The sequence below is a fragment of the Mycobacterium decipiens genome (genome assembly GCF_963853665.1).
Taxonomy (GTDB): Bacteria; Actinomycetota; Actinomycetes; order Mycobacteriales; family Mycobacteriaceae; genus Mycobacterium; species Mycobacterium decipiens.
Window position 1 is genome coordinate 3,217,085 of sequence record NZ_OY970459.1, and the last position, 25,479, is coordinate 3,242,563.

At 64.9% G+C, this 25,479-nt stretch carries 26 protein-coding genes, 1 tRNA gene and 1 pseudogene; 14 read left to right on the plus strand and 14 right to left on the minus strand.

Features of this window, described 5'->3' with window-relative positions; all coding sequences use genetic code 11:
- Positions 1-109 precede the first annotated feature (109 nt).
- The gene (locus tag AADZ55_RS14085) at positions 110-544 is read right to left on the minus strand and encodes a hypothetical protein (protein WP_165759353.1); all 435 of its coding nucleotides are present in this window, start codon (positions 542-544) and stop codon (positions 110-112) included.
- On the opposite strand from AADZ55_RS14085, the pseudogene AADZ55_RS14090 reads away from it, so the two are divergent.
- Together AADZ55_RS14090 and AADZ55_RS14095 are read left to right on the plus strand one after the other, a co-directional pair.
- Positions 447-674: pseudogene (locus AADZ55_RS14090) on the plus strand (PE family protein). The gene AADZ55_RS14085 and the pseudogene AADZ55_RS14090 sit on opposite strands and share 98 nt — an antisense overlap.
- Positions 671-2,080 (plus strand): PPE family protein, encoded by a 1,410-nt coding sequence (locus tag AADZ55_RS14095; RefSeq protein WP_085324310.1) that lies wholly within the window; start codon positions 671-673, stop codon positions 2,078-2,080. The pseudogene AADZ55_RS14090 and the gene AADZ55_RS14095 overlap by 4 nt, the downstream one beginning before the upstream one ends.
- Positions 2,081-2,129: 49 nt before the next feature.
- On the opposite strand, the gene AADZ55_RS14100 is transcribed toward AADZ55_RS14095, so the two are convergent.
- Positions 2,130-2,972 carry an MlaE family ABC transporter permease gene (locus tag AADZ55_RS14100; RefSeq protein ID WP_085324311.1) on the minus strand — a complete coding sequence of 281 codons (843 nt, stop codon included), beginning with the start codon at positions 2,970-2,972 and terminating at the stop codon, positions 2,130-2,132.
- 558 nt (positions 2,973-3,530) lie between these two features.
- On the opposite strand from AADZ55_RS14100, the gene AADZ55_RS14105 reads away from it, so the two are divergent.
- From AADZ55_RS14105 to AADZ55_RS14115, 3 genes are read left to right on the plus strand one after another with little or no spacing between them, the layout of a single operon-like run.
- On the plus strand, positions 3,531-4,202 hold the full coding sequence (locus AADZ55_RS14105) for an HAD-IA family hydrolase (protein WP_242670021.1): 672 nt from the start codon (positions 3,531-3,533) through the stop codon (positions 4,200-4,202).
- Positions 4,203-4,242: 40 nt separating this feature from the next.
- Positions 4,243-4,725, plus strand: a complete 483-nt coding sequence (locus AADZ55_RS14110) for a low molecular weight protein-tyrosine-phosphatase (RefSeq protein WP_085324374.1) — start codon at positions 4,243-4,245, stop codon at positions 4,723-4,725.
- Positions 4,726-4,736: 11 nt separating this feature from the next.
- A complete protein-coding gene (locus AADZ55_RS14115) occupies positions 4,737-5,552 on the plus strand; it encodes an SURF1 family protein (RefSeq protein ID WP_085324375.1) in 816 nt (271 codons plus the stop codon).
- Here the strand turns inward: AADZ55_RS14115 and AADZ55_RS14120 are convergent.
- Positions 5,534-6,487, minus strand: a complete 954-nt coding sequence (locus AADZ55_RS14120; protein WP_085324312.1) for a cobalamin biosynthesis protein — start codon at positions 6,485-6,487, stop codon at positions 5,534-5,536. The two genes, AADZ55_RS14115 and AADZ55_RS14120, sit on opposite strands and share 19 nt — an antisense overlap.
- 49 nt (positions 6,488-6,536) lie before the next feature.
- On the opposite strand from AADZ55_RS14120, the gene AADZ55_RS14125 reads away from it, so the two are divergent.
- Complete coding sequence (locus tag AADZ55_RS14125; RefSeq protein ID WP_207569043.1) at positions 6,537-7,352, plus strand: oxygenase MpaB family protein; 816 nt, start codon at positions 6,537-6,539, stop codon at positions 7,350-7,352.
- Positions 7,353-7,413: 61 nt separating this feature from the next.
- On the opposite strand, the gene AADZ55_RS14130 is transcribed toward AADZ55_RS14125, so the two are convergent.
- The 9 genes from AADZ55_RS14130 to AADZ55_RS14175 all read right to left on the minus strand — a co-directional run bounded on the left by AADZ55_RS14130 (position 7,414) and on the right by AADZ55_RS14175 (position 12,378).
- Positions 7,414-7,923: a putative immunity protein gene (locus AADZ55_RS14130; RefSeq protein WP_085324377.1), complete on the minus strand. Its 510-nt coding sequence runs from the start codon at positions 7,921-7,923 to the stop codon at positions 7,414-7,416.
- Between the two features lie 158 nt (positions 7,924-8,081).
- Positions 8,082-8,219 (minus strand): hypothetical protein, encoded by a 138-nt coding sequence (locus AADZ55_RS14135; protein WP_165759354.1) that lies wholly within the window; start codon positions 8,217-8,219, stop codon positions 8,082-8,084.
- Positions 8,220-8,574: 355 nt separating this feature from the next.
- Positions 8,575-9,708 carry an epoxide hydrolase family protein gene (locus AADZ55_RS14145; protein WP_085324313.1) on the minus strand — a complete coding sequence of 378 codons (1,134 nt, stop codon included), beginning with the start codon at positions 9,706-9,708 and terminating at the stop codon, positions 8,575-8,577.
- A gap of 32 nt (positions 9,709-9,740) precedes the next feature.
- Positions 9,741-9,935 (minus strand): hypothetical protein, encoded by a 195-nt coding sequence (locus AADZ55_RS14150; RefSeq protein WP_133056403.1) that lies wholly within the window; start codon positions 9,933-9,935, stop codon positions 9,741-9,743.
- A 132-nt stretch (positions 9,936-10,067) separates the two neighbouring features.
- Positions 10,068-10,349, minus strand: coding sequence for a hypothetical protein (locus AADZ55_RS14155; protein ID WP_119184918.1), 282 nt, complete (start codon positions 10,347-10,349; stop codon positions 10,068-10,070).
- A gap of 341 nt (positions 10,350-10,690) precedes the next feature.
- Positions 10,691-10,765: transfer RNA gene (locus tag AADZ55_RS14160), tRNA-Val, on the minus strand.
- 48 nt (positions 10,766-10,813) lie between these two features.
- A complete protein-coding gene (locus AADZ55_RS14165; protein WP_085324315.1) occupies positions 10,814-11,284 on the minus strand; it encodes a peroxiredoxin in 471 nt (156 codons plus the stop codon).
- Positions 11,284-11,706 carry a DUF3052 domain-containing protein gene (locus AADZ55_RS14170; protein ID WP_085324316.1) on the minus strand — a complete coding sequence of 141 codons (423 nt, stop codon included), beginning with the start codon at positions 11,704-11,706 and terminating at the stop codon, positions 11,284-11,286. Before AADZ55_RS14170 ends, AADZ55_RS14165 begins: the two co-directional genes overlap by 1 nt.
- A gap of 81 nt (positions 11,707-11,787) precedes the next feature.
- On the minus strand, positions 11,788-12,378 hold the full coding sequence (locus tag AADZ55_RS14175; protein WP_085324317.1) for a hypothetical protein: 591 nt from the start codon (positions 12,376-12,378) through the stop codon (positions 11,788-11,790).
- A gap of 152 nt (positions 12,379-12,530) precedes the next feature.
- Between AADZ55_RS14175 and aceE the strand changes: the two genes are divergently transcribed.
- The 8 genes from aceE to AADZ55_RS14215 all read left to right on the plus strand — a co-directional run bounded on the left by aceE (position 12,531) and on the right by AADZ55_RS14215 (position 23,241).
- Positions 12,531-15,323, plus strand: a complete 2,793-nt coding sequence (gene aceE / locus AADZ55_RS14180) for a pyruvate dehydrogenase (acetyl-transferring), homodimeric type (RefSeq protein WP_085324378.1) — start codon at positions 12,531-12,533, stop codon at positions 15,321-15,323.
- A 75-nt stretch (positions 15,324-15,398) separates the two neighbouring features.
- Positions 15,399-16,643 (plus strand): PucR family transcriptional regulator, encoded by a 1,245-nt coding sequence (locus AADZ55_RS14185; protein ID WP_085324318.1) that lies wholly within the window; start codon positions 15,399-15,401, stop codon positions 16,641-16,643.
- A gap of 271 nt (positions 16,644-16,914) precedes the next feature.
- Positions 16,915-17,823 carry an ACP S-malonyltransferase gene (locus AADZ55_RS14190; protein WP_085324319.1) on the plus strand — a complete coding sequence of 303 codons (909 nt, stop codon included), beginning with the start codon at positions 16,915-16,917 and terminating at the stop codon, positions 17,821-17,823.
- A gap of 75 nt (positions 17,824-17,898) precedes the next feature.
- A complete protein-coding gene (acpM, locus tag AADZ55_RS14195; protein ID WP_085324320.1) occupies positions 17,899-18,246 on the plus strand; it encodes a meromycolate extension acyl carrier protein AcpM in 348 nt (115 codons plus the stop codon).
- Positions 18,243-19,493: a 3-oxoacyl-ACP synthase KasA gene (gene kasA / locus AADZ55_RS14200; RefSeq protein WP_085324321.1), complete on the plus strand. Its 1,251-nt coding sequence runs from the start codon at positions 18,243-18,245 to the stop codon at positions 19,491-19,493. The genes acpM and kasA overlap by 4 nt, the downstream gene beginning before the upstream one ends.
- A gap of 26 nt (positions 19,494-19,519) precedes the next feature.
- Positions 19,520-20,773, plus strand: a complete 1,254-nt coding sequence (gene kasB, locus AADZ55_RS14205) for a 3-oxoacyl-ACP synthase KasB (protein WP_207569044.1) — start codon at positions 19,520-19,522, stop codon at positions 20,771-20,773.
- Positions 20,774-20,803: 30 nt separating this feature from the next.
- Positions 20,804-22,225 carry an acyl-CoA carboxylase subunit beta gene (locus AADZ55_RS14210; RefSeq protein WP_085324323.1) on the plus strand — a complete coding sequence of 474 codons (1,422 nt, stop codon included), beginning with the start codon at positions 20,804-20,806 and terminating at the stop codon, positions 22,223-22,225.
- Between the two features lie 128 nt (positions 22,226-22,353).
- A complete protein-coding gene (locus tag AADZ55_RS14215) occupies positions 22,354-23,241 on the plus strand; it encodes a hypothetical protein (protein WP_207569045.1) in 888 nt (295 codons plus the stop codon).
- A gap of 68 nt (positions 23,242-23,309) precedes the next feature.
- Here AADZ55_RS14215 and AADZ55_RS14220 read toward each other — a convergent pair whose 3' ends face one another.
- The gene (locus AADZ55_RS14220) at positions 23,310-24,872 is read right to left on the minus strand and encodes a glycerol-3-phosphate dehydrogenase/oxidase (RefSeq protein ID WP_085324324.1); all 1,563 of its coding nucleotides are present in this window, start codon (positions 24,870-24,872) and stop codon (positions 23,310-23,312) included.
- Complete coding sequence (locus AADZ55_RS14225) at positions 24,872-25,441, minus strand: TetR/AcrR family transcriptional regulator (protein WP_085324325.1); 570 nt, start codon at positions 25,439-25,441, stop codon at positions 24,872-24,874. The genes AADZ55_RS14220 and AADZ55_RS14225 overlap by 1 nt, the downstream gene beginning before the upstream one ends.
- Between the last annotated feature and the right edge of the window lie 38 nt (positions 25,442-25,479).

A 25,479-nucleotide genomic window follows, 5' to 3' on the forward strand; every position in this document is an offset into this window, starting at 1 on the left:
AGAGCGCTATCGCATCAGCTGAGCACTCGAACGGGATGCGTTTATGGGCGGCCCACTCGCCGCGCGGCAATGTGGTGGCACATCTACCACCGCACGTGCAGCAGGCGAATCAGGGCCCGCGTGTCTGGTGCGTGCATGGCGAACCGCTGGCGATCAACAGATTTCGATCAAAGTTGGTTGGCCGAATAACCTCTGGACCTAAAATTCCGAACGTCAGATCGTCGCTGTCATACTTTCGGATTGCAGCAACGCGCCCACCCGGCATGAGCAGTTTGCACCAAATGTTCAAACGCAGCCCGCATTTTAGTTGCCAATAGCTGCAATTTCCACACGCAATGTTTTGTCCAGACGGATTTTTTGGTTGCAGAGCCATGGCGGGAATGCGAATGGTGACGTTGCCGGCGGTTTCTGAGGTTTTCGTATGGACGAGTGCGGCGGCGAAAACATTGACGGCTCGACCGGCCCCGGCGCATGCTGCGACGGCGCCGGCGATCACGACGGTAGTTGTTCGGCCGGCGGCTAATCCGATGCCGTTGCGGAGCATGGCGGGGTAGCTCCCGAAAGGAGTTGAGCAATTGGGTAATTCCGAGGCTGGCGTGGGCGAGTCCGGCGACACGTATGCCGCTGGCGATGGTGCGGCGAGGGCAACCTACACCGTCTGTGGTCTGTTATGACGACGCCGGTGTGGTTTGCCTCGCCGCCGGAGGTGCATTCGGCAATGCTGAGCGCCGGTGCCGGCCCTGGCCCAATGGTGGCGGCTGCCGAATCGTGGCGATCGCTGGGTGCTGCCTATGCCGAGGAGGCCGAAGAACTCGGTGCGCTGTTGGCCGAGGTACAGGCCGGGGCGTGGCAGGGGCCCAGCGCGGCCAGTTTCGCCGCCGCATATGGGCCTTATCTGGCGTGGCTGACGCAGACCAGCGCTGATTGCATGGCGGTGGCTTCAAGGTTGGAGACCACCGCAGCGGGACACGTCAGCGCGTTGGCGGCGATGCCGACGTTGGTGGAGTTGGAAGCCAACCACGTCATTCATGGGGCGTTGTTGGCGACCAATTTCTTTGGCATCAACACAATCCCGATCGCGCTCAACGAGGCCGATTACGTTCGGATGTGGATCGAGGCCGCGACCACGATGGGTGGCTACGACGCCGTCAGCGCCGCAGCCCTGGCCACAGCACCACACACCACGCCGGCCCCACCGATACTCAAATCCGGGGTCAGCCAGGTCAGCAGCCTTCCTCCGCCTCCGAATCCGCCTTGGTGGAGCATAATGTGGCACCTCCTCGAGGCGGTGGCGCAAGTGCTAAGCCAGGCCGTCTCCCAGCTGGTCAGCGAAGTGTTCCATTTCGCGTGGGAATTCATCTACGACTTGCTCCAGCTCGTAGTGGCATACGCGGTCCTCGTGGCCGGCTATCTGCTTCAAATGATGAAGATACTGAACCTACTGATCGCCGACCTGCTCGTTTTGCTGTTGGACCAAGTTCAACTCGTGCTTGAATTTCTGTACATCACGCTGCGTGCGACTATCGCATTGGGCACGCTGCTAGCCCAGTTCTTGGGCAAGGTGCTAGAAACGCTGAGTTGGGCGGTCGAGCAGACAATTGCGGCGATAGCTCAGGCGATACGCGAGCTGCTGGGGGGTGCGGCTATTGCTGTGGAAATGGTGGGCATTTCGCCCGTTTTGCCGCAAGCCGGTGTGGCAAGTTCTGTCCCGGTCGGCGAAATCGCCACCGCTCCAGTCGCGCTGCCGGCCGGCGTCGCCACGGCTGCCAGTCCCACCGCGAATACAGCTATTGCGGTAAACACCGTCCAGCCACAACCCGGTGATGCTTCAGCCATGTTGCCGCAAACAAGATTGGTTTCTACCGTAGGGGCCCCCTCGGGCGGCTCGATGGCCGTAGCCCCCGAGCAAGGCGCTGATGTGCTGGGATTTGCCGGGACCGCGCCCACTTCGGCAATCGGGTCGCCCGCCGGATTGTCGATCTCAAGTGGCAGTGACTTTGGGAGCAACCTGCAAGTGCCGATGTTGCCCGCTAGCTGGGACGCTAGTGCACACCTTGGGACGCTGAGCACGCCCAGATAGGTTCGTAGGTCGTAGTCGGCCAGCCTGACACGTTTCGTCTGCGAGTGCGCTAGCCCGAGAGGTTGAAGTTGCCGGACGCGCCGTAGACAGCGAGCGAGATGACCAGGGTTATGAGCACCACGACCACCAGCGAGGTCCGCACGGCCTGCCCGACCGCGACACCGACACCGACCGACCCGCCGCTCGCGTTGTAGCCGTAATAGGTGTGCACCAGCATCACCGCGATAGCCATCACGATGGCCTGCAGGAACGACCACAGCAGATCGGATGGGACGAGGAAGGTGTTGAAGTAGTGGTCGTACAGGCCCGCGGACTGCCCGCTGACAAACACCGTGGTGAAGCGGGCCGCGAAGAACGCCGCGAGCACCGACAGCGAATACAGCGGAACGATCGCGACCAGGCCCGCGAGCAGCCGGGTTGACACCAAGTACGACATCGAGTGCACCGCCATGCACTCGACGGCGTCGATCTCCTCGGAGACCCGCATGGCGCCCAGTTGCGCGGTGGCGCCGGCGCCGACGGTGGCCGCCAACGCGATGCCAGCATTGACTGGCGCGACTACACGCACGTTGAGGAACGCCGACAGGAACCCAGTGAACGCCTGAGCACCGATATTGCCCAGCGAGGAGTAGCCCTGCACGGCGAGCACCCCGCCGCCCGCCATAGTCAGCAACGCCGCGACCCCCACCGTGCCGCCGATCATGACAAGCGCTCCCGAACCCAGTGCCATCTCGGCTACCAGCCGAATCGTCTCCTTGCGGTAGCGGGTGATGGCATTGGGGAGGTAGCGAATGGTTTCGCCGTAGAACAGCGCCTGCTCGCCGAAGCTGTCGACCGGCCCCCACAACCTCGCCATCATCCTGCGGAACTGAGTAATGATGATGTAGCTCATCACACACTCACCATCGCTCGCTCACTAACACTCATTTTCGTTCTGAGCGGCTTCTGGCAAACTAGCCGTGCGCATCATGGAACGATTGATATGTCTGGCCCGATCGCCTTCATGGCTAAGTTCCTCCCATCCAGTCCCGCATCGTCAAGCGCCCCGAGTCACTCCCGAGAAGCCTAGCCCCACGACACTGAAAGTAGCTACTAGCCAAGTTTGCGGCACCAGTCCAGGCTGGCACATTAAAGTCATTTGACCACAGTTCGCCTTGAAGCACCCACAAGCGAGTTGGGAGATTGCTGAACGTGGTTTGTAAATATTTTTGACAAAGCAGGTGAACGATTGCACCGGCGTTACCGTGGCAAAAATCACCCACACAATTGCGATTAGATGAAACAAAATGCCCGCAGTATCGATCGCCTATGCGAAATTGCCGCCACCAGCCGATGTGAGGCGGTACCCGATGGCATCAATGAGGTTGCCCGGCGCAAACCCGCGCTCGGACAGACCGGCGCTGAGATGCCTCACAGTTTGTCCAACCGCTCCATCAACGACAATGGAATCGTGACCGATACGACCGCGAGCCGGACCGACCGCCCCCAGCTGGTGATCTTCGATCTGGATGGCACGCTGACCGACTCGGCCCGCGGGATCGTGTCCAGCTTCCGCCATGCGCTCGACCACATCGGTGCCGCCGTACCCGAGGGTGATCTGACCGCCCATATCGTCGGACCGCCCATGCACGACACGCTGCGCGGCATGGAACTCGGCGAATTCGCCGAGGAGGCCATCGCGGCATACCGAGCTCACTACAGCGCCCACGGCTGGGCGATGAACAATTTGTTCGACGGGATCGAGCCACTACTGGCCGACCTGCACGCCGCCCGAGTCCGGCTGGCCGTCGCCACCTCCAAGGCAGAGCCGACCGCACGGCGCATCCTCAATCACTTCGGAATCGAGCAGTACTTCGAGGTCATCGCGGGCGCCAGCACCGACGGCACGCGCAGCAGCAAGGTCGACGTGCTGGCCCACGCACTCACGCAGCTGCAACCGCTACCCGATCGTGTGCTCATGGTCGGCGACCGCAGCCATGACGTCGACGGCGCGGCCGCGCACGGCATCGACACGGTGGTGGTCGGCTGGGGATACGGGCGGGCCGATTTCACCGACAAGACCCCCTTCACCGTCACGCATACCGCGACTATCGACGAGCTGCGCGAGGCGCTCGGTGTCTGATCCGCTGGCCTCCTCGAATCGTCACGAGAGCGAGAATGCGCTGCACGTCACATTCGTCTGTTCGGGCAACATCTGCCGTTCGCCGATGGCCGAGAAGATGTTCGCCCAACAGCTCCGCCGGCGCGGCCTGAGCGACGCGGTGGTGCGGGTGACCAGTGCGGGCACCGGCAACTGGCATGTAGGCGATTGCGCCGACGAGCGGGCGGCACGGGTGTTGCGGGCCCACGGTTACCCTACCGACCACCGGGCCGCACAGGTCGGCACCGAACACCTGGCGGCAGACCTGTTGGTGGCGTTGGGCCGCAATCATGCTCGGCTGTTGCGGCAGCTGGGCGTCGAAGCCGCCCGGATACGGATACTGCGATCATTCGATCCTCGCTCGGGGGCCTATGCGCTCGACGTCGAGGATCCCTACTACGGCGATCACGATGACTTCGAGGCGGCCTTCGCCGTGATCGATTCCGCCCTCCCCGGCCTGCACGACTGGGTGGACGAACAACTCGCGCGGAACGGACCCGGCTGATGCCCCGGCTCCTGCCCCGCTTGGCGTTCCTGCTGCGGCCGGGCTGGCTGGCGTTAGCCCTGGTCGTCATCGCGTTCACCTACCTATGCTTTACCGTGCTCGCACCATGGCAGCTGGGCAAGAATACAAAAACGTCGCGAGAAAACCACCAGATCGAGTATTCCCTCAACACCCCACCGGTTCCGTTGAAAACCGTGCTACCGCAGCAGGATTCGTCGGCTCCTGAGGCACAGTGGCGCCGGGTGACGGCAACCGGGCGGTACCTTCCGGACCTGCAGGTGCTGGCTCGACTGCGGGTGGTCGAGGGCGACCAGGCGTTTGAGGTGCTGGTTCCATTCGTCGTCGACGGCGGACCAACCGTGCTGGTCGACCGAGGCTACGTGCGGCCGGAGCCGGGCTCTCACGTACCGCCGATCCCCCACCCGCCGGTGCAGACGGTCACCATCACCGCGCGGCTCCGCGACTCCGAACCGACCATGGCGGGCAAAGATCCGTTCTCCAGAGACGGTTTCCAGCAGGTGTATTCGATCAATACCGCACAGGTCGCCGCACTGACCAGAGTCCCGCTGACCGGGTCCTATCTGCAATTGATCGAAGACCAACCCGGCGGGCTCGGCGTGCTCGGCATTCCGCACCTGGATCCCGGGCCGTTCCTGTCCTACGGCATCCAGTGGATCTCGTTCGGCATTCTGGCACCGATCGGACTGGGCTATTTCGCCTACGCCGAGATCCGTGCCCGCCGCCGAGAAAAGCCGGGGTCACCACGGCCGGACAGGCCGATGACGGTCGAGGAGAAACTGGCCGACCGCTATGGGCGCCAGCGGTAGACAAGCATCCCAGCCAATACCGCGGCCCCCGTCTGCACCACCCGCGATAGCGCTACAGCGCGGCGTAGATCGGCCACCGTGGGCTGGCGACCGTCGCCCAAACTGGGCCGGATCTGCAACTCATGCTGGTACCGGGTCGGCCCGCCCAGCCGCACGTCGAGTGCCCCGGCAAAGGCCGCCTCCACGACACCGGCATTGGGGCTGGGATGCCGGTTCGCGTCGCGGCGCCACGCCCGTAACGCACCGCCCGGAGAGCCACCGATGATCGGTGCGCAGATCACCACCAGCGCCGCCGTCACCCGCGCGCCAATGTAGTTGGCCAGGTCATCCAATCGTGCCGCTGCCCAGCCGAAACGGTGATAACGCGGCGAGCGGTATCCGATCATCGAGTCCAAGGTGTTGATGGCGCGATATCCCAGCACCGCGGGTACGCCGCCCGTCGCCGCCCAGAGCAGCGGCACCACCTGGGCGTCGGAGGTGTTTTCGGCCACCGACTCCAGCGCGGCACGCGTCAGGCCCGGCCGGTCGAGCTTGGCCGGATCGCGCCCGCACAGCGACGGCAGCAGCCGTCGCGCCGCCTCGACGTCGTCACGCTCCAACAGTTCCGACATCTGTAGGCCGGTGCGCGCCAGTGAAGTTCCGCCAAGTGATATCCAGGTGGCCGTTGCGATGGCCGCGACAGACCCACGCCTGCCGGCCAGCAGCTGCAAAACCGCGCCCAGTAGGCCCACCGCCCCGACGAGCAGGCTCACGTGTACCGCTCCGGCCACCCTGGTATCGCGGTACGTCATCTGCTCCAAGTTGGCTGCCGCTCGGCCGAACACCGCCACGGGATGACGTCGTTTGGGATCGCCCAACACGACGTCGACCAGGTAGCCGGCCACCGCGCCGACGATCCGGGTCCGCCGAGTCCGCGTAGAGAACCCCGCAAACACCCCGGCAGCGTCTCACACGTGGTTCACTCGATCCCATGGGGCAGGATCCATGAAGCGGCCCGCGACCCGGGTCGCCGACCTGTTGAACCCGGCGGCGATGTTGTTGCCGGCCGCGAACGTCATCATGCAGCTGTCGTTGCCGGGCGTCGGGTATGGCGTGCTGGAAAGTCCGGTGGACAGCGGCAATGTCTATAAGCATCCGTTCAAGCGGGCCCGCACCACCGGTACCTACCTGGCGGTGGCGACCATTGGGACCCAGTCCGACCGCGCGCTGATCCGGGGTGCCGTGGATGGCGCCCACCGGCAGGTGCGGTCGACGTCGTCGAGCCCGGTGTCCTACAACGCCTTCGATCCGAAGCTGCAGCTGTGGGTAGCCGCCTGCCTGTACCGCTATTTTGTGGACCAGCACGAATTCCTGCACGGCCCACTCGAAGACGCCGCCGCCGACGCGGTCTACCAGGACGGCAAGCGGTTGGGGACCACGCTGCAGGTGCCGGAGGGAATGTGGCCACCCGACCGGGTCGCCTTCGACGAATACTGGAAGCGCTCGCTTGATGAGCTGCAGATTGATCCGCCGGTGCGCGAGCATCTTCGGGGGGTGGCCTCGGTGGCGTTTCTACCGTTGCCGTTGCGTGCGGTGGCGGGGCCGTTCAACCTGTTCGCGACGACGGGGTTCTTGGCACCCGAGTTTCGCGCGATGATGCGGTTGGACTGGTCGCTTGGCCAGCAGCGTCGCTTCCAGTGGCTACTTTCCGCGCTGCGGCTAGCCGACCGGCTGATTCCGCATCGGGCCTGGATCTTCGTCTATCAGCTCTACCTCTGGGACATGCGGTTCCGCGCACGACGCGGGTGGCGAATCGTCTAGCACTGAGGTTCTTCGGGCCGCCGCCGGGCGTGTTCGTCGAGTCGCGGCGGAGGGGGCCGCTTCACTGAGTCGCGCGTAATGTTAAGTCCAATGTCGTCATGAGTTGCGCGGTACGGCTTTTGCCCGCTGGCGCTTGCGGATATCGACGCAGGACGGCGATCAACGCCGGGGTGGCAAGCTGGCACGCCCGTTGGATCGCTGCTTGAGCCGCCGCTGCGGGCACGGACGGGGCACTGATCTCGGCTACGCGTGCCGCGTTGGCGGCGGCGCGCAAGATGTGGCCGACCTGGTGGGCTTTGGCGATGGGATGTAGATAAGCTGCGGAGGCGGCGTCGCCAGCTGCTTGCGCGGCCAGGCGAGGCGCTTCGGCGGGGGCTGCCGTCGCGGCGCGGTGTGCGTCCATCGATGTGATCCGCTGAAGTCTGGTCCGGGGCGCACCGTGCACGAACTCCCATGCTGCCGCCACGGCCGTTCTCGGGCGCGGATCGTCTGGGCATGCGAGTTCGAAAATTGGAAGCAGACCGTCAGCCAGCTCGGCTCCATATCGGGCGACAATGCGTAGTTCGTCCATGTCCAATACGAAGTCGGCGGTCACCGCCGCTGTGTGGTCAGAACTCACCGAACGCCTCGCTGTCCACGAATCTTATAGGGCAATCGCCATTTGGGAGATCGAGCGGTTCAGACCGGCCGATACCACCGATGAGTTCGTGCAGTGGAGCATAGGTCCACTTAAGCAGACAAGCAGTACATGTGTTCGATTACCGCTCCGGTGGAGGTGGCCGCCGCGTTCGACGCGCTGGATGCCGCGGTGACAGCCATCGGCGAGCTGAACTTCCAGCGCCTGGAGCCGGCCGTGCGACTGCGCACGCTGCAGCGCCTAGAAACCGCACGCCGACGCCAAATCGCAGTCGGCCACGACGTGATCGCCGGGCTGGGGTGCGAGGATCCCGCCCGCGATCGGCGGGCCGGCCCACAGGTGATCGCCGATTGGCTACCGATCAGCTGTGGCCAGCGGCCGGCAAACCAACATCGACAAACTCACCTTCCCCTGCACACCCAACCACCAACTCGCCGCAAAAGGCTGGCACACAAGCAAACTCCCCAACAGCCAAACGCATGGATCCCCCACCACACCTCGACCACGGCCAACCCCGCACCGACAGCTACCACCACCCCGAACGCCTCTTCCACAACAACGAACGAGCCGGACCCTAGCTCGCGCCTAACGCGCTCCCCGCACTGTCGCAAAGAACTCACGTACGTCCTCGACGAACAGCTCCGGTTGTTCGAATGCGGCAAAGTGCCCACCGCGCGGCATGGTCGTCCAGTGGGTGATGTTGTAGTTCGGCTCGCACCACGTCCGCGAGGCGCGCAGGATCTCCTTGGGGAAGGACGCGACCCCGGTCGGCACTTCGACACGGCCCGTCGGCTCAAAGCTCTTCATGCTTTCCCAGTACAACCGGGCTGAGGAAGCGGCGGTGCCGGTCACCCAATACATCATCACGTTGTCCAGCAGCTCGTCCCGGCTGAGCACATTCTCGGGGTATCCGTCGCAGTCCATCCACGCCCAGAACTTCTCGACGATCCACGCCAGTTGGCCCACCGGCGAATCGACCAGGCCGTAGCCCACCGTCTGCGGCCGAGTGGATTGCAGCTTGGAATAGCCGGTGCCCCACTTCCGGTGGTAGGCCAACGCGGCCAGGGCCTGTTGCTCCTCCTCGGTGGGATTGTTGAGGGCCTCGGGCGTGGGCCAGGCGATCGGCATATTCAGATGAATTGCTACGCAGTGACCGCCGTTGCGGCCAATCTGGGTGGTGACCGCGGCGCCCCAGTCGCCGCCCTGGGCACCGTAGCGCTGGTAGCCAAGGCGCAGCATGAGCGTCTCCCAGGCCTGCGCGATCTTTTCGACGCCCCACCCCGTCCCGGTGGGCTTGCCGGAAAAGCCGTACCCGGGCAATGCCGGACAGATGACGTGGAAGGCGTCTTCGGCACGTCCACCATGGGCCGTCGGATCGGTCAGCGGCTCGATCACCTTGTGGAATTCCACGATCGAACCAGGCCAACCGTGCGTGATCAGCAATGGGAAAGCGTTCTCGTGAGCGGACCGCTGGTGGATGAAATGGAGGTCCAATCCATCGATTTCGGTGATGAACTGGTCGAAACGGTTCAGCGCGGCCTCCCGCGACCGCCAGTCGTATTCGTTGGCCCAGTACGCGGCCAGCTCGCGGGTATAGCCCAATGGGACGCCCTGGCTCCAGTCGTCCACGCATTCGGCTTCCGGCCACCGAGTGCGCGCCAAACGCGAATTCAGGTCGTCGAGAACGTCGTTGGGAACGTCGATGCGAAACGGCCTCATCCGCTCATAGTGCCGCGGTGTGGGCCGAAACCCTATTTCTGGGTCGACTCCCGAATCAGGGTGCTGATCTGGTCGAGCAGCTCACGCATATCGGCGCGCATGGCATCCACCGCGGCATACAGGTCGGCCTTGGTCGCCGGCAGCTGGTCCGACGTCGTTGGCCGCACTGGCGGTGTCGCCCGTCCCGTCGCAGCGCGGTCGCTTGGTAAACCGGATGGCTTGTCCACGCCCACACACTGCCATACCAGCCCATGACCGACAACGAAGGGCGCTGACTCCCCGCAGTTGTGGCCCGATCATGCTGAAATCAATCGCAAGCAGGCCCGAAGAGGTCGCCGGCGCAACCGCGGCACTGTCGCTCAGCGCGTTGGCCGGCAGGCGCGCTTCAGGCCTGAGCGAATCTGTTGCGGGCCGGCCTGAGATGATGCCCTCGCGGCGGGCGCACCGCTCGGATCGCGCCATCCCTCCTGATAGGCGACGGTCGGATTGAATCCGAGGACATCGCGAGCCTTGCCGTTGGAGACGACGTAGCGGCGATTGAGCATGTGCACCAGCGCCGGGCCCAGCTCGCTCTTCATGCCGAGCCGACGCTGCACGCGGCCGCTAGCGCCCAGGGCTGGCGTGCCGATGCGGATCGGCACGCCGTGGTGAACTTTCCGTCGCCGAACGTGTACCCAGTGCGGAAAAATCGCTAAAACTTCGCCCTGAGTGCACGCTGGGCGTGCATCACATGGTCCCGACGAACTCGCGGCAGCCACGAAGTCCAAGATGGCGGCCTGCATCGCCGACGCTTTCGAAAAGGAGCTCGATCTGTTGAAGCAAAGCGTTGCAGGGCAACAAGACCGTGCACGCGCGGCGAGCAGCGCAAAAGTGAGACGGCTCAGCAGCGTTGACGCCCAATTCCTCGCGATCGAGCAGGGCCGAAACCTGCAGGCACCGCGCAATCCCGGCCAAGCCCTCGACAAGGCTAGCGCTCGCCGACTGGTGGGCGCGGACGGTATCGAACCGCCGACCGCTGGTGTGTAAAACCAGAGCTCTACCACTGAGCTACGCGCCCCATGCCCGCCGCAGGCTACACCGCCGAGCGCCAACCTCCCAAACGCCCTCAGGCCCGTAGCGCCACCAGCGCGTCCGTCCACAGCCGCTGGTCGCGAACTTCACCCGGCTGCTTCATCTCGGCGAACCGAATGATCCCCGACCGGTCGACCACAAAAGTGCCACGGTTGGCGATGCCGGCCTGGTCATTGAACACGCCGTAGGCCTGGCTGACCGCGCCGTGCGGCCAGAAGTCCGATAGCACCGGAAACGTGAATCCGCTCTGGGTGGCCCAAATTTTGTGAGTGGGCGGCGGGCCCACCGATATCGCCAGCACCGCACTGTCGTCGTTCTCGAATGCGGGCTGGTGATCCCGCAACTGGTCCAGCTCGCCCTGGCAGATGCCGGTGAACGCCAACGGGAAGAACACCAGCAGCACGTTCTTGGCGCCCTCAGCGCCCCGGTAGCCGCTGAGCGTGACGTGCTGCTGATTCTGGTCACGCAGCGTGAAGTCAGGGGCGGTGGTTCCCACGTCCAACATCAGCGTTTGCCGGCCCGCGATTTCGGCTGTACCAAGCGGCTGGCGCTCCAGTTACCGAGGTTGACCGATGAGGTCGGCATCAGCCCGGCGGTCGGGGCCGCTTCGGCGATCTCCGCGGGCAGGACGTGGCCGGGCTGGCCGGTCTTGGGAGTCAGCACCCAAATGACACCGTCCTCGGCGAGCGGGCCGATCGCATCCATCAGTGTGTCCACCAAATCGCCGTCGCCGTCACGCCACCAGAGCAGCACGACGTCGATTACCTCGTCGGTGTCTTCATCGAGCAACTCGCCCGCGCATGCTTCTTCGACGGCTACGCGGATGTCGTCGTCGGTGTCTTCGTCCCAGCCCCATTCCTGGACAACTTGGTCTCGTTGGATGCCCAGTTTGCGGGCGTAGTTCGAGGCGTGATCCGCCGCGACCACCGTGGAACCTCCTTTAACCAGCCGCACAACGTGCGATGGGCATTATCGTCGCACAGCCAGAACCCGGTCCGACCGCCCGCCTCAGAAGGCGGCCAGGCACATTTTCAATGCCTGCGTCTTGGTGTCGTTGAGCTCATCGACCCGCCGGTTGAACTCCGCTGTCGACGCGTGGGTGCCGATGGCACTTGCTACCGCCCGGGCCGCGTCGATATACGCGTTGAGCGCATCCCCCAGCTGCGATGACAACGCCCCGCTCAAACTGCCCGAGACCGCCGAGGCGCTGTCGTTGAGCGCATCAATGGCCGGGCCTTCGGTGGGGCCCGTGCTGCGGCCCTGATTGAACGCCGCCACAAAGGCGTTCACCTTGTCGATCGCGTCCTTGCTCGTGGTCGCCAGCGCATCACATGAGGTGTGAATCGCCTTGGTCGTCAGCGATTGTTGTCGCTGCGACTCCCGGATACTCGACGTCACCGACGAAGCCGACACGGACGCAGACACCGACGATCGGTAGGCCGGTGCGACGTTGGTGTCGGGCGTGGCCGTACCTCCGGTGACGGTGCTACATCCGACGATCCCCATCAACAGCACCGCGATACAGCCGAGCGCCAGGGCGCCTCGCCTGGGGAACTCCCCCCCGTGCCTGCGAGGGACGGCACGCCATCCGATGAGCACGACATGTGACGTTACCGGGTCGCGGGCGCGACCGCGCTGGCCGCACCCGACCCGACCGCGGCTATCCGCCCGCAAACACGGTGCGGCACGATAGAGAGACGATCATCCAAACAGCACCCAAGTGGAAGCCCGCCAACTACAGGAGTAGTGCGTTGACTACCGATTTCGCCCGCCACGATCTGGCCCAAAACTCAAACAGCGCAAGCGAACCCGACCGTGTTCGGGTGATCCGCGAAGGCGTGGCGTCGTACCTGCCCGACATCGATCCCGAGGAGACCTCGGAGTGGCTGGAGTCTTTCGACACGTTGCTGGAACGCTCCGGGCCGTCGCGGGCCCGCTACCTGATGCTGCGGCTGCTGGAGCGGGCCGGCGAGCAGCGGGTGGCGATCCCGGCATTGACGTCGACCGACTATGTCAACACCATCCCGACCGAGCTGGAGCCGTGGTTCCCCGGCGACGAGGACGTCGAGCGTCGGTATCGGGCGTGGATCAGATGGAACGCGGCGATCATGGTGCACCGCGCGCAACGGCCGGGTGTCGGCGTCGGTGGTCATATCTCCACCTATGCCTCGTCTGCTGCCCTCTATGAGGTCGGTTTCAACCACTTCTTCCGCGGCAAGTCGCATTCCGGCGGCGGGGATCAGGTGTTCATCCAAGGCCACGCCTCCCCGGGCATCTACGCGCGCGCCTTCTTAGAAGGTCGACTCAGCGCAGATCAGCTTGATGGCTTCCGCCAGGAGCACAGCCACGCCGGCGGCGGGTTGCCGTCCTATCCGCACCCCCGGTTAATGCCCGACTTCTGGGAGTTCCCCACCGTGTCGATGGGTCTGGGCCCACTCAACGCCATCTACCAAGCACGGTTCAACCACTACCTGCATGACCGAGGTATCAAAGACACCTCCGACCAGCACGTGTGGTGCTTTTTGGGCGACGGCGAGATGGACGAGCCCGAGAGCCGTGGGCTGGCCCACGTCGGGGCACTGGAAGGCCTGGACAATCTGACCTTCGTGATCAACTGCAACCTGCAGCGCCTCGACGGCCCGGTGCGCGGCAACGGCAAAATCATTCAGGAGTTGGAGTCGTTCTTCCGCGGGGCCGGCTGGAACGTCATCAAGGTGGTGTGGGGCCGCGAATGGGATGCCTTGCTGCACGCCGACCGCGATGGCGCGCTGGTGAACTTGATGAACACAACCCCCGATGGTGATTACCAGACCTACAAGGCCAACGACGGCGGCTACGTGCGCGACCACTTCTTCGGCCGCGACCCGCGCACCAAGGCGCTGGTGAAGAACATGAGCGACCAGGAGATCTGGAACCTCAAGCGTGGCGGCCACGACTACCGCAAGGTTTACGCCGCCTACCGCGCCGCCGTCGACCACAAGGGACAGCCGACGGTGATTCTGGCCAAGACCATCAAGGGCTACGCGCTGGGTAAGCATTTTGAAGGCCGCAACGCCACGCACCAGATGAAAAAGCTTGCGCTGGAAGACCTTAAGGAGTTTCGCGATACACAGCGGATTCCGATTTCGGATGCTCAGCTCGAAGAGAACCCGTACCTGCCGCCGTACTATCACCCCGGCCCGGACGCCCCGGAGATCCGCTATCTGCTCGACCGGCGTCGCGCCCTCGGCGGCTTCCTCCCCGAGCGCCGGACCAAGTCCAAGGCGCTGACCCTTCCTGGTCGCGACATCTACGCACCACTGAAAAAGGGCTCCGGAAACCAGGAGGTCGCCACCACCATGGCGACAGTGCGCACGTTTAAAGAAGTGTTGCGCGACAAAGAGATCGGCCCGCGGATAGTCCCGATCATTCCCGACGAGGCGCGCACCTTCGGGATGGACTCCTGGTTCCCGTCACTGAAGATCTACAACCGCAACGGTCAGCTGTATACCGCGGTCGACGCCGACCTGATGCTGGCGTACAAGGAGAGCGAAGTCGGGCAGATCCTGCACGAGGGCATCAACGAAGCCGGATCGGTGGGCTCGTTCATCGCGGCCGGCACGTCCTATGCGACGCACAACGAGCCGATGATCCCGATCTACATCTTCTACTCGATGTTCGGCTTCCAGCGCACCGGCGACAGCTTCTGGTCCGCGGCCGACCAGATGGCTCGCGGGTTCGTGCTCGGCGCCACCGCCGGGCGCACCACGCTGACCGGTGAGGGCCTGCAACACGCCGACGGCCACTCGTTGCTGCTGGCCAGCACCAATCCGGCGGTGATCGCCTACGACCCGGCCTTCGCCTACGAAGTCGCCTACATCGTGGAAAGCGGACTGTCCAGGATGTTCGGGGACAACCCGGAGAACGTGTTCTTCTACATAACCGTCTACAACGAGCCGTACGTTCAGCCGCCGGAGCCGGAGAACTTCGATCCCGAAGGCGTGCTGCGTGGCATTTACCGGTACCACACCGCCACGGAGCAGCGCGTTAGCAAGGCACAGATCCTGGCCTCCGGGGTGTCGATGCCCGCTGCGCTGAAGGCGGCACAGATGCTGGCCGCCGAGTGGGACGTGGCCGCCGATGTGTGGTCGGTGACCAGTTGGGGCGAGCTGAACCGCGACGGGGTTTCCATCGAGACGCAGCGGCTGCGCCACCCCGACCGGCCGCCCGGCGTCCCGTACGTAACGCAGGCCCTGGAAGGGGCCAGCGGCCCGGTGATCGCCGTCTCGGACTGGATGCGCGCGGTCCCCGAACAGATCCGGCCGTGGGTGCCCGGCACGTATCTCACACTGGGCACCGACGGGTTCGGATTTTCCGACACCCGGCCCGCTGCTCGTCGCTACTTCAACACCGACGCCGAATCCCAGGTTGTCGCGGTACTCGAGGCACTGGCCCGCGACGGTGAAATTGACCCGTCCGTGCCGGTCACGGCGGCCCGGCAGTACCGGATCGACGACGTGGCGGCCGCACCCGAGCAGACCACCGATTCCGGCCCCGGGGCCTAAACCCGGCGGGCCGACTGGACAACTCGCGGGACACCTTTGGCGGATACTTCCAGAAATCTGGCGTAGCTTTTAGGGGTGAACGACAACCAGTTGGCTCCACTTGCCCGCCCGCGGTCACCGCTCGAACTGCTGGACACGGTGCCCGATTCGCTGCTGCGGCGGTTGAAGCAATACTCCGGCCGGCTGGCCACCGAGGCGGTCTCGGCCATGCAAGAACGGTTGCCGTTCTTCGCCGACCTGGAAGCGTCCCAACGCGCCAGTGTGGCGCTGGTGGTGCAGACGGCCGTGGTGAACTTCGTTGAGTGGATGCACGAACCGCATAGTGACGTCAGCTATACGGCGCAGGCATTCGAGCTGGTGCCCCAGGACCTGACCCGACGAATCGCGCTGCGCCAGACCGTGGACATGGTGCGGGTCACCATGGAGTTCTTCGAAGAGGTCGTGCCCCTGCTCGCCCGTTCCGAAGAGCAGTTGACCGCCCTCACCGTGGGCATTTTGAAGTACAGCCGCGACCTGGCATTCACCGCCGCCACGGCCTACGCCGACGCGGCCGAGGCACGTGGCACCTGGGACAGCCGGATGGAGGCCAGCGTGGTCGACGCGGTGGTACGCGGCGACACCGGTCCCGAGCTGCTGTCCCGGGCGGCCGCACTGAACTGGGACACCACCGCACCGGCAACCGTTGTGGTGGGAACTCCGGCACCCGGCCGAAACGGCTCCACCAACAACGGTGACAGCGATCGGGCCAGCCAGGATGTCCGCGATATCGCGATGCGCAACGGCCGCGCAGCGCTCACCGACGTGCACGGCACCTGGTTGGTGGCCATCGTCTCCGGCCAGCTATCGCCGACCGAGAAGTTCCTCAAAGATCTGCTGGAGGCGTTCGCCGATGCTCCGGTGGTCATTGGGCCGACGGCGCCCATGCTCACCGCGGCCTACCACAGCGCGAGCGAGGCCATCTCCGGGATGAACGCCGTCGCCGGGTGGCGCGGAGCGCCACGGCCCGTGCTGGCCAGAGAACTCCTGCCCGAACGCGCCCTGATGGGCGATGCGTCGGCGATTGTGGCGCTGCACACCGACGTGATGCGGCCACTGGCCGATGCCGGACCGACGCTCATCGAGACACTGGACGCCTACCTGGATTGTGGCGGAGCGATTGAGGCCTGTGCCAGAAAGTTGTTCGTTCATCCAAACACGGTGCGGTACCGGCTCAAGCGGATCACCGACTTCACCGGGCGCGATCCCACCCAGCCACGCGATGCCTACGTCCTGCGGGTGGCGGCCACCGTGGGCCAACTCAACTATCCGACGTCACACTGAAGCGTCGGGCGCACCGCCATCCCTCCGGTTCCCCTGCCGGTCAGAGGGGGTCCATCAGGGGGCCCAGAAAGGACCCAGAAAGGTACCAGAAAGAAACCAGAAAGAAAGTAGTGGCCCCGCCGGGCAGAAAGTGATCCAGACGACAGATCGCGGGACGATCTCAAACACATAGCTTACGGACCTGTTTTGTGGGGTGTATACAAAAACCTAAGACGAGGTTCATAATCTGTTACACCGCGCAAAACCGTCTTCACAGTGTTCTCTTAGACACGTGATTGCGTTGCTCGCGCCCGGACAGGGTTCGCAGACCGAGGGAATGCTGTCGCCGTGGCTGGAGTTGCCCGGCGCGGCGGACCAGATCGCGACGTGGTCGCAGGCCGGTGGGCTGGATCTGGCCAGACTGGGCACCACGGCTTCGACCGAGGAGATCACCGACACCGCGGTCGCTCAGCCATTGATTGTCGCGGCAACTCTGCTGGCCCACCAGGAACTGACGCGGCGAGGCCTATTCGCCGGTGAGGATTTCATCGTGGCCGGCCACTCCGTCGGCGAGATCGCCGCCTACGCGATCGCCGGTGTGATGGCCAGCGACGACGCCATCGCGCTCGCCGCCACCCGCGGTGCCGAGATGGCCAAGGCCTGCGCCACCGACCCGACCGGCATGTCTGCGGTCCTCGGCGGCGACGAGACCGAGGTGCTGGCGCGCCTCGAGCGGCTCGACCTGGTTGCGGCCAACCGGAACGCCGCCGGCCAAATCGTCGCCGCCGGCCGGCTGACCGCGTTGGAGAAGCTCGCCGAAGACCCGCCAGCCAGGGCGCGGGTGCGGGCACTGGGTGTGGCGGGAGCATTCCACACCGAGTTCATGGCGCCCGCACTCGACGGCTACGCCGCGGCGGCCGCACGCATCGCAACCGCCGAGCCCACCGCCACACTGCTGTCCAACCGCGACGGCAAGCCGGTGGCTTCCGCGGCAGCCGCGATGGACACCCTGGTCTCTCAGCTCACTCAACCGGTGCGATGGGACCTGTGCACCGCCACCATGCGTGAGCACAATGTCACGGCGATCGTGGAGTTCCCGCCCGCGGGCACGCTTAGCGGTATCGCCAAACGCGAACTTCGGGGGGTTCCGGCACGCGCCGTCAAGTCACCCGCAGACCTGGACGAGTTAGCAAACCTGTAACCGCGGGCTCGGCCAGAACAACCTCATACCCGTCAGTTCGATTTGTACACAACATATTACGAAGGGAAGCATGCTGTGCCTGTAACTCAGGAAGAAATCATTGCCGGTATCGCCGAGATCATCGAAGAGGTGACCGGCATCGAGCCGTCCGAGATCACCCCGGAGAAGTCGTTCGTCGACGACCTGGACATCGACTCGCTGTCGATGGTCGAGATCGCCGTGCAGACCGAAGACAAGTACGGCGTCAAGATCCCCGACGAGGACCTCGCTGGTCTGCGTACCGTCGGTGACGTTGTCGCCTACATCCAGAAGCTCGAGGAAGAGAACCCCGAGGCCGCTCAGGCACTGCGCGCCAAGATCGTGTCGGAGAACCCCGAGGCTGCTGCGAACGTTCAGGCGAGGCTCGAGGCTGAGTCCAAGTGACCAAGCCTTCCACTGCTAATGGCGGTTTCCCCAACGTTGTGGTGACCGCCGTCACAGCGACGACGTCGATCTCGCCGGACATCGAGAGCACGTGGAAGGGTTTGTTGGCCGGCGAGAGCGGCATCCACGTACTCGAAGACGAGTTCATCACCAAGTGGGACCTGCCCGTCAAGATCGGCGGCCACCTCAAGGAGCCGGTCGACAACCATATGGGCCGACTGGACATGCGGCGCATGTCGTACGTCCAGCGGATGGGCAAGTTGCTCGGCGGACAGCTATGGGAGTCCGCCGGCACCCCGGAGGTCGATCCGGACCGGTTCACCGTTGTCGTCGGCACCGGTCTGGGTGGAGCCGAGCGAATTGTCGAAAGCTACGACCTGATGAACGAGGGCGGGCCCCGTAAGGTGTCCCCGCTCGCCGTCCAGATGATCATGCCCAACGGCGCCGCGGCGGTGATCGGTCTGCAGCTCGGCGCGCGCGCCGGAGTGATCACCCCGGTGTCGGCGTGTTCGTCGGGCTCAGAGGCGATTGCCCACGCGTGGCGTCAGATCGTGATGGGCGACGCCGACATCGCCGTCTGCGGCGGTGTCGAAGGCCCCATCGAGGCGCTGCCCATCGCGGCGTTCTCCATGATGCGGGCCATGTCGACCCGGAACGACGAGCCCGAGCGGGCGTCACGTCCGTTCGACAAGAATCGCGACGGCTTCGTGTTCGGCGAGGCCGGGGCTCTCATGGTCATCGAGACCGAGGAGCACGCCAAGGCCCGTGGCGCCAAGCCGTTGGCGCGGTTGATGGGGGCCGGGATCACCTCGGATGCCTTCCACATGGTGGCGCCCGCGGCGGACGGCATTCGTGCCGGTAGGGCGATGACGCGGTCGCTGGAGTTGGCCGGCCTGTCACCCAAGGACGTCGACCACATCAACGCACACGGGACGGCGACACCGATCGGCGACACCGCGGAGGCCAACGCCATCCGGGTCGCAGGCTGTGAGCAGGCGGCGGTCTACGCGCCGAAGTCTGCCCTGGGCCACTCGATCGGCGCCGTTGGCGCGCTCGAGTCGGTGCTCACCGTGCTGACGCTGCGCGACGGCGTCATCCCACCAACATTGAACTACGAGACACCAGATCCCGAGATCGACCTCGACGTCGTCGCGGGCGAACCTCGCTATGGCGACTACCGCTATGCGGTCAACAACTCGTTCGGGTTCGGCGGCCACAACGTGGCGCTCGCCTTCGGGCGTTACTGAACACGGAAGGAACGTTCGGAAGACCAATGACGGAGCTGGTTACCGGGAAAGCTTTTCCCCATGTGGTCGTCACCGGCGTCGCCATGACGACCGCACTCGCAACCGACGCGGAGACTACGTGGAAGTTGTTGCTGGACCGCCAAAGTGGAATCCGTACGCTCGACGACCCATTCGTCGAGGAGTTCGACCTGCCAGTTCGGATCGGTGGGCATCTGTTGGAGGAATTCGACCACCAGCTGACGCGGATCGAACTGCGCCGGATGGGATACCTGCAGCGGATGTCCACCGTTCTGAGCCGGCGCGCATGGGACAGCGCTGGTTCGCCCGAGGTGGACACCAACCGATTGATGGTGTCCATCGGCACGGGGCTGGGCTCCGCTGAGGAACTCGTCTTCAGTTACGACGACATGCGCGCTCGCGGGATGAAGGCGGTCTCCCCGCTAGCCGTGCAGAAGTACATGCCCAACGGGGCCGCCGCGGCGGTCGGGTTGGAACGGCACGCCAAGGCCGGGGTGATGACGCCGGTGTCGGCGTGCGCGTCCGGCTCTGAGGCCATCGCACGCGGGTGGCAGCAGATCGTGCTTGGCGAGGCCGACGTCGCCATCTGCGGCGGTGTGGAGACAAGGATCGAGGCTGTCCCCATCGCCGGGTTCGCCCAGATGCGCATCGTGATGTCCACCAACAACGATGACCCTGCCGGTGCCTGTCGCCCGTTCGACAGGGACCGCGACGGCTTCGTGTTCGGCGAGGGCGGCGCGCTGCTGGTGATCGAGACCGAGGAGCACGCCAAGGCCCGTGGTGCCAACATCCTGGCCCGGATCATGGGGGCCAGCATCACCTCCGACGGCTTCCACATGGTGGCGCCGGACCCCAACGGGGAACGCGCCGGGCATGCGATGACTCGGGCGATTCAGCTGGCGGGCCTGGTTCCGGCCGACATCGACCACATCAACGCGCACGCCACCGGCACCCAGGTCGGCGACCTGGCGGAAGGCAAGGCCATCAACAACGCCCTAGGCAGCCACAAACCGGCGGTGTACGCCCCCAAGTCCGCCCTCGGCCACTCGGTCGGTGCGGTCGGCGCGGTGGAATCGATCCTGACCGTGCTCGCGTTGCGCGATCAGGTAATACCGCCGACACTGAATCTAGTAAACCTCGATCCAGAGATCGATTTGGACGTGGTGGCGGGTGAACCGCGACCGGGTAATTACCGGTATGCGATCAACAACTCGTTCGGATTCGGTGGCCACAACGTGGCGATCGCCTTCGGGCGCTATTAAACCCGAGCATCACGCGACAGGAGACCTGCGATGACAATCATGGCCCCCGAAGCGGTTGGCGAGTCGCTCGACCCCCGCGATCCGCTGCTGCGTCTGAGTAACTTCTTCGACGACGGCAGCGTGGACTTGCTACACGAGCGTGACCGCTCCGGAGTGCTAGCCGCGGCGGGCACCGTGAACGGTGTGCGCACCATCGCCTTCTGCACGGACGGCACCGTAATGGGCGGGGCCATGGGCGTCGAGGGCTGCGCGCACATCGTCAACGCTTACGACACCGCCATCGAAGAGCAGAGCCCGATCGTGGGCATCTGGCACTCGGGCGGTGCCCGGCTCGCCGAAGGTGTGCGGGCGCTGCACGCGGTCGGCCAGGTTTTCGAGGCGATGATCCGGGCGTCCGGTTACATTCCGCAGATCTCGGTGGTTGTCGGCTTCGCCGCCGGCGGCGCCGCCTACGGCCCGGCGCTGACCGACGTCGTCGTCATGGCGCCGGAGAGCCGGGTGTTCGTCACCGGGCCCGACGTGGTGCGCAGCGTCACCGGCGAGGACGTCGACATGGCCTCGCTCGGTGGTCCGGAGACCCACCACAAGAAGTCTGGGGTCTGCCATGTCGTCGCCGACGACGAACTCGACGCCTACGAACGCGGCCGCCGATTGGTCGGATTATTCTGCCAGCAAGGGCATTTCGACCGCACCAAGGCCGAGGCCGGCGATACCGACATCCATGCGCTGTTGCCCGAGTCCGCTCGGCGAGCCTACGACGTGCATCCGATCGTGACCGCGATCCTCGACCAGGAAACGCCGTTCGACGAGTTCCAGGCCAATTGGGCGCCGTCCATGGTGGTCGGACTGGGCCGGCTGTCCGGCCGTACCGTCGGCGTACTGGCCAACAACCCGCTGCGACTGGGCGGCTGCCTGAACTCCGAAAGTGCGGAGAAGGCGGCGCGTTTCGTGCGACTCTGCGACGCGTTCGGAATCCCGTTGATTGTCGTTGTCGATGTTCCTGGCTACCTGCCGGGGGTCGATCAGGAGTGGGGCGGCGTGGTGCGCCGTGGCGCCAAGCTGCTGCACGCTTTCGGCGAGTGCACCGTTCCGCGCGTCACGCTGGTCACCCGAAAGACATACGGCGGGGCCTACATTGCGATGAACTCCCGCTCGTTGAACGCGACCAAGGTGTTCGCCTGGCCGGACGCAGAGGTAGCGGTGATGGGCGCCAAGGCGGCCGTCGGCATCCTGCACAAGAAGAAGTTGGCCGCCGCACCCGAGCATGAACGTGAAGCACTGCACGACGAGCTGGCCGCCGAGCACGAGCGGATCGCCGGCGGTGTCGAAAGCGCCATCGACATCGGAGTCGTGGACGAGAAGATTGACCCGGCGCACACTCGCAGCAAACTCACCGAAGCGCTGGCTCAAGCGCCAGCACGCCGCGGCCGGCACAAGAACATTCCGCTGTAATCGCGCTTTCGCGCGAGCAGACAGAGAATCGCACTACCAAGGCCTCCCACGTGCGATTCTGTGTCTGCTCACGCGGTTGTCCCCAGGGGTGACTCGCGGATGCGACTTGGCGCCCGCATGCTTTCGCGGTGCATGCCGATGGGCTCAAGCTCCTGGACAGGGCCGGCGGTTTCGCCACCACCGCGCAACTGCTGACCGTCATGACGCGTCAACAGCTCGACACCCAAGTCAAAAACGGCGTGCTCGTTCGCGTCTGGTATGGGGTCTATGCAGCCGAGGAACCAGATCTGTTGGGCCGCTTGGCAGCACTCGACGTCTTCATGGGCCGGCCAGCTGTGGCATGCATGGGCACTGCCGCCGCGTTGTATGGGTTCGACACGGAAAACACCGCTGCCGTTCACGTGCTCGATCCTGGAGTACGGATGCGTCCCGCGGTCGGTCTGATGGTTCACCAACGCATCGGTGCCCGGCTCCGGCGGGTGGCGGGCCGTCTCGCGACCGCACCGGCATGGACCGCCGTCGAGGTCGCAAGGCAACTGCGCCGTCCGCGAGCACTGGCAACACTCGACGCCGCAATGCGTTCAATGCAGTGCACCCGCAACGACATTGAAAGCGCCATCGCTGACCAGCGAGGACGTCGAGGCATCATCGCCGTGCGCGAACTCTTGCCCTTCGCCGACGGACGTGCGGAGTCCGCGATGGAAAGCGAGGCCCGGCTCGTCATGATCGACAACGGGTTGCCGCTTCCGGAGCTCCAATATCCGATCCACGGTCGTGGTGGCGAGCTGTGGCGAGTCGACTTCGCTTGGCCTGAAGTGCGTCTCGCAGCCGAATACGAAAGCATCACCTGGCATGCAGGGCCGAGCGAAATGCTTCGAGACAAGATGCGCTGGGGCGGGATCCAGGAGCTAGGGTGGACGATTGTTCCGATCGTCGTCAATGACGTAAGGCGGCAGCCTGACCGCCTCGCCGCGCGAATCACCACCCAACTGGACCGCCTGCGCATAGCCAGCTGACGCTGGCGAGCAGACACGGAATCGCACATGGCCGCCGTGCGGCGTGCGATTCTGTGTCTGCTCGACGACTAACTCACTCCCGCGAGAAATTCCTCGGCCACGGAAACTACCCGCTCTCGATCGCGCGGTACCAGACCGATCCGGGTCCGGCGATCGAGGATGTCGTCGACATCCAGCGCGCCCTCGTGGGTCACCGCGTATTCGAACTCCGCCCGGGTCACGTCGATGCCGTCCGCGACCGGCTCGGTGGGCCGCTCACAGGTGGCAGCGCGGACGACGCTGGCTGCCTCGGCCCCGTAACGCGCGACCATCGACTCGGGCAAGCCAGCGCCCGATCCCTTCGGTAGCTGACCTGCCGGCCCGGGATTAGCCGGCGCCCCGATCAGCGGCAGATTACGCGTCCGGCATTCTGCGGCGGGCAAGTGCCGCAGGCTGATGGCGCGATCCAGGACGTCCTCCGCCATGTAGCGGTATTCGGTCAGCTTGCCACCCACCACACTGATCACTCCCGAGGGCGACTCAATCACGGCGTGGTTGCGCGAAACATCGGCGGTACGGCCCTCGAAACCAGCACTGCCGGTGTCAATCAACGGCCGCAGGCCGGCGTAAGCGCCGATGACATCGGAAGCTTGCACCGCGGTCCCCAACGCGGTGTTGACCGTGTCCAACAGGAACACGATCTCCTCCGCAGACGGTTCGGGCACATCGGGAATCGGGCCGGGCGCATCTTCATCGGTCAACCCTAGATACACCCGGCCCAGCTGCTCGGGCATCGCGAACACGAAGCGGTTGAGCTCGCCAGGAATCGGAATAGTCAGCGCCGCAGTAGGATTGGCGAAGGCACTGGAATGGAAGACGAGATGGGTCCCGCGGCTGGGCCGCAACTTCAGCGAACCGTCGATCTCGCCCGCCCACACGCCTGCGGCGTTGATGACGGCGCGAGCCGACGCATCGAACGATTGTCCGCTGCGCTGGTCGGTCAATCGCACCGAGGTGCCGGTCGCTTCGGAGGCGGCCACGTGGGTGAGGATCCGGGCGCCGTATTGTGCCGCGGTGCGCGCAACCACAGTGACCAGTCGGGCGTCATCGATCAATTGCCCGTCGTAGGCGAGCAAACCACCATCAAGGCCGTCCCGCTGCACGGTCGGAGCCATTTCCAGGACGCGCTGGGCTGGAATTCTGCGCGACCGCGGCAGCGTCGCGGACGACGTGCACGCCAGCATTCGCAAAGCGTCGCCAGCCAGAAATCCGGTGCGCACCAAGGCGCGCTGGACGCGACCCATCGACGGCAGCAACGGGACGAGTTGTGGCATCGCATGAACGAGGTGAGGGGCGTTGCGCGTCATCAAGATTCCGCGTTCAATAGCACTGCGCCGGGCAATTCCCACGTTGCCGCTGGCAAGATAGCGCAGCCCGCCATGCACCAGCTTCGAACTCCAGCGGCTGGTGCCGAACGCCAGATCGTGCTTTTCCACCAGCGCCACTCGCAGACCTCGGGACGCGGCGTCCAGTGCGATCCCGACCCCGGTGATTCCGCCGCCGATGACGACGACGTCGAGGTGCGCACCGTCAGCGATTGCGGCCAGATCGGCGGAACGGCGCGCGGCCGACAACGCGGTTGGATCGGGCATCAGGCCAGGTATCCGTTCAGCGAGTAGGTGAGTTCCTCGGCCAGCGCTTCGGAATCCAGGATCGAACTGACGATGTCGGCGGACTGGATGGTCGACTGGGCGATCAGCAACACCATCGTCGCGAGTCGACGCGGGTCCCCGGAGCGGACGCTGCCCAACTGCTGCGCAATCTTCAACCTGGCGGTCAACCCCGCGACCAGGAACTGCTGACTGGCCCCGAGCCGCTCGGTGATGTACACCTTGCCCAGCTCCGAGCGCATTACCGACATAATCAGTTCGTCACGCCGTAGCCGGTCGGCGACCGCGACAACCTGCTTTACCAGCGCTTCCCGGTCGTCCCCGTCAAGGGGCACATCCCGCAGCACGTCGGTGATATAGCTGGTCAGCAAAGCCGACATGATCGACCGGGTATCCGGCCAGCGGCGGTACACGGTCGGGCGGCTCACACCGGCGCGCCGGGCAATCTCAGCAAGCGTCACCCGGTCCACGCCGTAGTCCCGAACGCAGCTCGCGGCGGCCTGCAGTATGCGGTCTCCGGTGTCTGCACGAGCATTACTCATTGACAGCATATGTAATACTGTAACGCATGTCGCACCTCGAGGAACTC

Excerpts from the sequence above, each read along its gene's own strand:
- AADZ55_RS14085 (WP_165759353.1), bottom strand. The coding sequence starts at position 544 with ATGCTCCGCAACGGCATCGGATTAGCCGCCGGCCGAACAACTACCGTC.
- AADZ55_RS14095 (WP_085324310.1), top strand. The coding sequence starts at position 671 with ATGACGACGCCGGTGTGGTTTGCCTCGCCGCCGGAGGTGCATTCGGCA.
- AADZ55_RS14100 (WP_085324311.1), bottom strand. The coding sequence starts at position 2,972 with ATGAGCTACATCATCATTACTCAGTTCCGCAGGATGATGGCGAGGTTG.
- AADZ55_RS14125 (WP_207569043.1), top strand. The coding sequence starts at position 6,537 with ATGAAGCGGCCCGCGACCCGGGTCGCCGACCTGTTGAACCCGGCGGCG.
- AADZ55_RS14130 (WP_085324377.1), bottom strand. The coding sequence starts at position 7,923 with ATGGACGAACTACGCATTGTCGCCCGATATGGAGCCGAGCTGGCTGAC.
- AADZ55_RS14145 (WP_085324313.1), bottom strand. The coding sequence starts at position 9,708 with ATGAGGCCGTTTCGCATCGACGTTCCCAACGACGTTCTCGACGACCTG.
- AADZ55_RS14165 (WP_085324315.1), bottom strand. The coding sequence starts at position 11,284 with ATGTTGGACGTGGGAACCACCGCCCCTGACTTCACGCTGCGTGACCAG.
- kasB (WP_207569044.1), top strand. The coding sequence starts at position 19,520 with ATGACGGAGCTGGTTACCGGGAAAGCTTTTCCCCATGTGGTCGTCACC.
- AADZ55_RS14210 (WP_085324323.1), top strand. The coding sequence starts at position 20,804 with ATGACAATCATGGCCCCCGAAGCGGTTGGCGAGTCGCTCGACCCCCGC.
- AADZ55_RS14220 (WP_085324324.1), bottom strand. The coding sequence starts at position 24,872 with ATGCCCGATCCAACCGCGTTGTCGGCCGCGCGCCGTTCCGCCGATCTG.
- AADZ55_RS14225 (WP_085324325.1), bottom strand. The coding sequence starts at position 25,441 with ATGCTGTCAATGAGTAATGCTCGTGCAGACACCGGAGACCGCATACTG.